Source organism: Bartonella sp. CB10SXKL (assembly GCF_042195515.1).
In the GTDB taxonomy this organism is placed as follows: domain Bacteria; phylum Pseudomonadota; class Alphaproteobacteria; order Rhizobiales; family Rhizobiaceae; genus Bartonella.
This window is the reverse complement of sequence record NZ_JBHION010000089.1, coordinates 1-1,089: the sequence shown is the minus strand read 5'-3', so window position 1 is coordinate 1,089 and position 1,089 is coordinate 1. Positions and strand designations below refer to the sequence as shown.

Below are 1,089 nucleotides of genomic sequence, written 5' to 3'. Positions count from 1 at the left end.
AACATAAAGACAATAAAGGCTATCAATTTCATGATGCGTGACATCATCTTTAAACCTTGATAGGTCTCTATCATCTCGTGAAGGAGCTGTTGTTCTTTTTCTGTAAGATCTTTATCTTTGCTGCTTCGTTTCTTGACCATCTTTCCAACCACATAAATGGGCTCCCTGCTTGTTATGCTTCAAAATATCTCTTGCAAGGTTGGAACTGATGACCGCAACATCCTTATTATCCAAATAAATGGGCAACCAGCCACCACAAGAAACAGACCTATTTGCCGCGCACCCAACGAGAAAGTTCAGAGCGCACACCAGCATCACTTTTTTGATTAACTTCATTTTCTACCTCAAGCCGCGTTGTTGCTGTCTTTAAAGCATTCTCTGTTTGCTTTTGCCGTTCGCTTTGCTTGCCAAGGTGAAACGCCTTGGCTAAAGCCATAAAAAAAACGGCTAAAGCCGCTGTAAACATCAGAGAATATTTCTTTAGCCAAAAAATCATAAGCGTTGCTCCCGAAACCGCTTGGCGACAATCACTATGCCCGTTACAGCCGCTAAAACCATGATGCCTGCTAATGCCCATTGCACCGGTCCATTGCCTGCTAACAAGCCACCAAAACCAGAACAAGACCCTATAATCGGGGCAAGTGCTTCTATTTTAAGAAGTCCGGTTGCCGTTTTCGTTTCTACCCTTTGATAATTTGAAGAAACATAAGACCCTTTTACCCATAATCCTGCTTCTGCTGCTCGACGGTTGGCTAAACCCGCAAGAGGCTTTCCACCCACCTTATTCCATTTCTGTAATTCAACAGGTACGGCTTCATAATCCCCTTGATTAAGCTTCTTCAACAATGTTGACTTGCGAAAAGCAGCTGTTCCTACATTATAGCAAAATGAGACCAATGCCGCGAATTGGCAATCCGTTAACGAAACCGTGACCGATTCCTCTACCGTCTTCTCAAATTGCTTTAAGTCTTCACAAAGGATTTCTTCTGCTTGCTCTTGGCTAATACACATGCCTTTTTTGACAAGGGGGTGACCCGCATTGCTGGTGTGGCCATAACCAATCGTCCAGACACATGCCGTATCTCGATA

The 1,089-nt window shown here is 43.7% G+C and carries 2 protein-coding genes; both read right to left on the bottom strand.

Features of this window, described 5'->3' with window-relative positions:
• Window positions 1-268: 268 nt before the first annotated feature.
• Window positions 269-496 (bottom strand): hypothetical protein, encoded by a 228-nt coding sequence (locus ACFIK3_RS09585; RefSeq protein WP_012754703.1) that lies wholly within the window; start codon window positions 494-496, stop codon window positions 269-271.
• Window positions 493-1,089: lysozyme (locus ACFIK3_RS09580; RefSeq protein ID WP_375676626.1), on the bottom strand; the 597-nt coding region annotated here is incomplete at its 5' end. The genes ACFIK3_RS09585 and ACFIK3_RS09580, both read right to left, overlap by 4 nt.

Bases quoted from the DNA above. Each gene is read 5' to 3' on its own strand.
- ACFIK3_RS09585 (WP_012754703.1), bottom strand. From the start codon at position 496: ATGATTTTTTGGCTAAAGAAATATTCTCTGATGTTTACAGCGGCTTTA.